4 protein-coding genes and 1 pseudogene are annotated in these 3287 nt (G+C 52.0%); 3 read left to right on the forward strand and 2 right to left on the reverse strand.

Translation table 11 applies throughout. The features are described 5' to 3' along the window. The first annotated feature begins 355 nt into the window (after nucleotides 1-355). The 3 genes from M5C71_RS33500 (at nucleotide 356) to M5C71_RS33510 (ending at nucleotide 2418) form a co-directional block, all read left to right on the forward strand. Entirely contained in the window at nucleotides 356-919 is a 564-nt protein-coding gene (locus M5C71_RS33500) for a DinB family protein (RefSeq protein WP_248769697.1), read from the forward strand. Between the two features lie 440 nt (nucleotides 920-1359). Beyond that, on the forward strand, nucleotides 1360-1695 hold the full coding sequence (locus M5C71_RS33505) for a hypothetical protein (RefSeq protein WP_103499541.1): 336 nt from the start codon (nucleotides 1360-1362) through the stop codon (nucleotides 1693-1695). A gap of 336 nt (nucleotides 1696-2031) precedes the next feature. After that, nucleotides 2032-2418: a hypothetical protein gene (locus M5C71_RS33510; protein ID WP_103499542.1), complete on the forward strand. Its 387-nt coding sequence runs from the start codon at nucleotides 2032-2034 to the stop codon at nucleotides 2416-2418. Nucleotides 2419-2441: 23 nt separating this feature from the next. Here M5C71_RS33510 and M5C71_RS33515 read toward each other — a convergent pair whose 3' ends face one another. After that, nucleotides 2442-2642, reverse strand: a complete 201-nt coding sequence (locus M5C71_RS33515) for a hypothetical protein (RefSeq protein ID WP_247263503.1) — start codon at nucleotides 2640-2642, stop codon at nucleotides 2442-2444. Nucleotides 2643-2816: 174 nt separating this feature from the next. Then, nucleotides 2817-3287 (reverse strand): annotated as a pseudogene (locus M5C71_RS33520) (hypothetical protein); the annotation flags it as partial.

Consider the following 3287-nt stretch of genomic DNA (forward strand, 5'->3'; position numbering starts at 1 on the left):
TGGCCTAGCTAATTGCACGCAACTACACGTATGCCGCGCACAGTCGTACAGAGAGCAGGGGGCTCTGTTCTCAGTTCTGGATGTAGTGTTCTTGTATCGCACGTGCTGTCACAGGGTGTGCTTCATGGAAACGTTGTTTTAGCATGAGGGCTTCGAGGGGAAGTGGGCAATGGCGGCGTCTACGATGAGCCAGTATGTTCCCAGTCGTGCAAAGTGGACTTCCATATCCGACTTCCTGAACCACCTGACCGCTGCGCCCGGACCCTGGCGAACGAGACCAGCAGAGTAGTCACACCAATCAGGGATGTGCTATCCACTATCATTGTGACTCAAGCAAACCTTTAGGCCATTCCCAATGAACAGCTTCCTGGCGCAGGCACAAAACAACCAGTGGTCGAACCGGCGATTGCTTTCCGCATGCTTCGCGTTAAGCCATGAGGAGTACGTGGCTGCACGAACGAGCTTCTTTCCCTCTATCGAACGAACGCTGTTGCATATATTGGACGTGGATCAGTTCTACCTCGCAGCACTGGAGCTTGATCTGGAAGGCCAACGTAAGGAACTCTCTTCAGATTTATCGCTTCATCAGATAGCGCAGCTTCAATCGGCGATAGACATCCGACTGATAGCTTATTGCGAACGGTTGGATGAGAGCTCATTGGGTCGCCAAGCAGAGGTTGTGCGGGCGGAGGGCATAGTACTGGAGCGGGTCGACCGCCTACTGCTGCACCTATTCCAGCATCAGATCCATCATCGGGGGCAAGTGCACGCGATGCTGTCCGGCACCCGTGTTGCACCTCCACAGCTTGACGAATTTTACCTGGATGGAGATCTACCACTACGAGCTTTGGACGAGGATCGGCTTACCTTCCCTCCGACGAACGTTCCATTACGCCCAGCCCCTGACGTTCCCAACTGAGAGGCCTCACCGCATATGACTGGGCGGCTAAACACATAGCACGTGAAGGGGACTGGTCGAGTCAGTAGCACCAAATTTCTTGCGGGGTATAGCGATCCGAGCGAGGGGGGCGCTGGCAAAATTGTTAGTCCACTGTGGGTCCAGGCTGTGTAAAAACGCTTCGTCAAAATTGAAGTTTACGCGTCTATGCGAAATCTGAAAATTATCGGCTGCTCAGGATCTGGATTTTGCGTAGAAACGCGATTTTCAGTCCAGCACTGGGCTCCAATCGCGCTGAAAAACGTTTTTACACAGCCTCGGTCGTCGCTGGCAGAAAACGGCCAGAAGCAGCCTCTGACCTTTGGCCCGCTTTGAATCGATTGTTTTCAAATGGCCAGCGGGGCGGTTAGAGTGTCGTCCCCCGGAATTGGATCCTGGGATTTTTGCCATGGAGTTGTTCAGTGAAGTACCTCAGTAAAGTTGTAGCCGGTGGTGTTTTCGGCCTGATTCTGGCGGGTTGCACCGGAGCCCCGATAACCTCGCCGCACTATGACAGCAGCCAATACACCGTGGTGGGTCACAGCGAAGCAACCGCCACTGGCCTGATGTTGTTCGGTGTGATTCCGATCCGCCAGAACAGCCGTTTCGTCCGCGCCCAGAACGCTGCAATCGAGGCCAAGGGGGGCGATGCGATGATCAATACGCAAGTGCAGGAAAATTGGTTCTGGGCCTGGGTCCTGAGCGGCTACACCACCAAAGTCTCCGGTGATGTAATCAAGCTGAAAAACGTGCAGTAACTATCGCCCTGGCGGGTTCTGCTGGATCAAGATCGGTGCTGTCTCGACGCAGTTCATCATGCACTGGAACAGCCTTTGATCATCAGACTACCCATTAGCTCGAGCGACGCTACACGACGCAATCGGCCAGATCCCACGAAATCGCTCTCTTCCGAGTGACTGGCCGCTTGCGGCCGATGCTGTTGAAAAACAGTCGGCCCCCATTTCTGCGGCCGAGCGACTTTTTCAACAGAGTTGGCCAGAAGCAGACATTCAAGCCACTAGCCAAATACACTATCGCGAAGATCGCACTCAAAATTTTGGTGCAACTGTTCAGGCAGGAAAAAGGGAGGATTCATGAGTCTTGATCTGTGCTTGGAAGCTGATAGTGCGCTCACAATTTCAGCACTGAAAAGCGCCCTTGAGAATGCGGGAGCTTTGGAAATAGAGGTAGCGGGTAATGGCTTGTCCGCTGTATTTGCCTCGGGGCTTAGATTGAGCGGCGGCGATGTAGCAGATGACTCTACGATCTATGCTGAGAATACAAAGGGTGTCGACTTTCCTGTCGCTTTGCGTTGCACCATCAGAATAAAAGGGCCCGAACCTGAGGGGGAATCGTCTATGGACGATTTGGATAAAATCGCTCAATCCATATCTCAGTCGTGTTCGGCCTTCTTTCTTATTAGCTTTCAATTCGAAGAAACCTTGTACTGGCGGGATGCGACAGGGCTGCATCGTCCTTGAGATCGGTGCCTGAGCGTCCTCTTTCAGTCATTTCTGAATAGTTTTTTCGGACGGAAACACCCCTGAATTGAGGGGCCGCATCTGGCCGATGTCAGGCGACAGCCCTGTTCGGCGATGTTCAGTGGCTTTGCTATGTAAACACTTTCATTCCAAGCCTTAATCGTGAAAACGACAGGTAGGTCGAGCAGTGCTTCTTGTTGCGGTGTAAGTGCATCCAGTTTCATAGGTCTCTCCAGAAAAGCCCAAAACGGAGAGACACTGCGCCCGGACGGGGAGTGTTCCCCGCATGGGCAAAAATTATGGTGTATCAGCGCAACGTGGACAGTACCCACGTCTTGAAACGTTTAAGCCACAGGCCGTAGCTTACCGGTTGAGCAGTAAAGCTCGGGATCATAAAGCTATTTTCCAATGAAGAAGTCATAGGCCATTTTTGCCAAGAAACCAACTACAGCAGTGACGATGACGCCAAACTGCCAGCGCACGTACTTGATTCTTGACCCGACCTCTGTGATGGACGCCTCTAGTTTGACACCCTGTAGTAGGAGGGCTGTCTCTTGCCCTTTGATTGTTGTTCTGAGTTCGACACCTTGGTCCTTCATTTCGGTGCCCTGCTTAGTCATTAAATTTTTTAGCTCGCTTACTTGGTTCTTGAACTCTGTACTAAGCTGTTGGCCTTGCTTTTCCATCGATATCCGGAATTCATGACCCTGTTTTTCTATCGCAAGTCGAAACTCGCTGCCTTGCTCCTTGATTTCAGCGCGTAGCTCGCTGCTTTGTTTTTCCATTGCGGAGCGAAATTCGCTACCTTGCTCTCTTATTTCAGAGCGAAGCTCATTGCTTTGTTTTTCCATCGCAAGCCGGAATTCAGA

This window comes from Pseudomonas sp. MWU12-2345, from assembly GCF_023242385.1.
Lineage (GTDB): Bacteria > Pseudomonadota > Gammaproteobacteria > Pseudomonadales > Pseudomonadaceae > Aquipseudomonas > Aquipseudomonas gingeri_D.

What these genes read in the sequence shown, in the direction of transcription:
- M5C71_RS33515 (WP_247263503.1), bottom strand. Translation starts at nt 2,642, where the DNA reads ATGAAACTGGATGCACTTACACCGCAACAAGAAGCACTGCTCGACCTA.
- M5C71_RS33500 (WP_248769697.1), top strand. Translation starts at nt 356, where the DNA reads ATGAACAGCTTCCTGGCGCAGGCACAAAACAACCAGTGGTCGAACCGG.
- M5C71_RS33510 (WP_103499542.1), top strand. Translation starts at nt 2,032, where the DNA reads ATGAGTCTTGATCTGTGCTTGGAAGCTGATAGTGCGCTCACAATTTCA.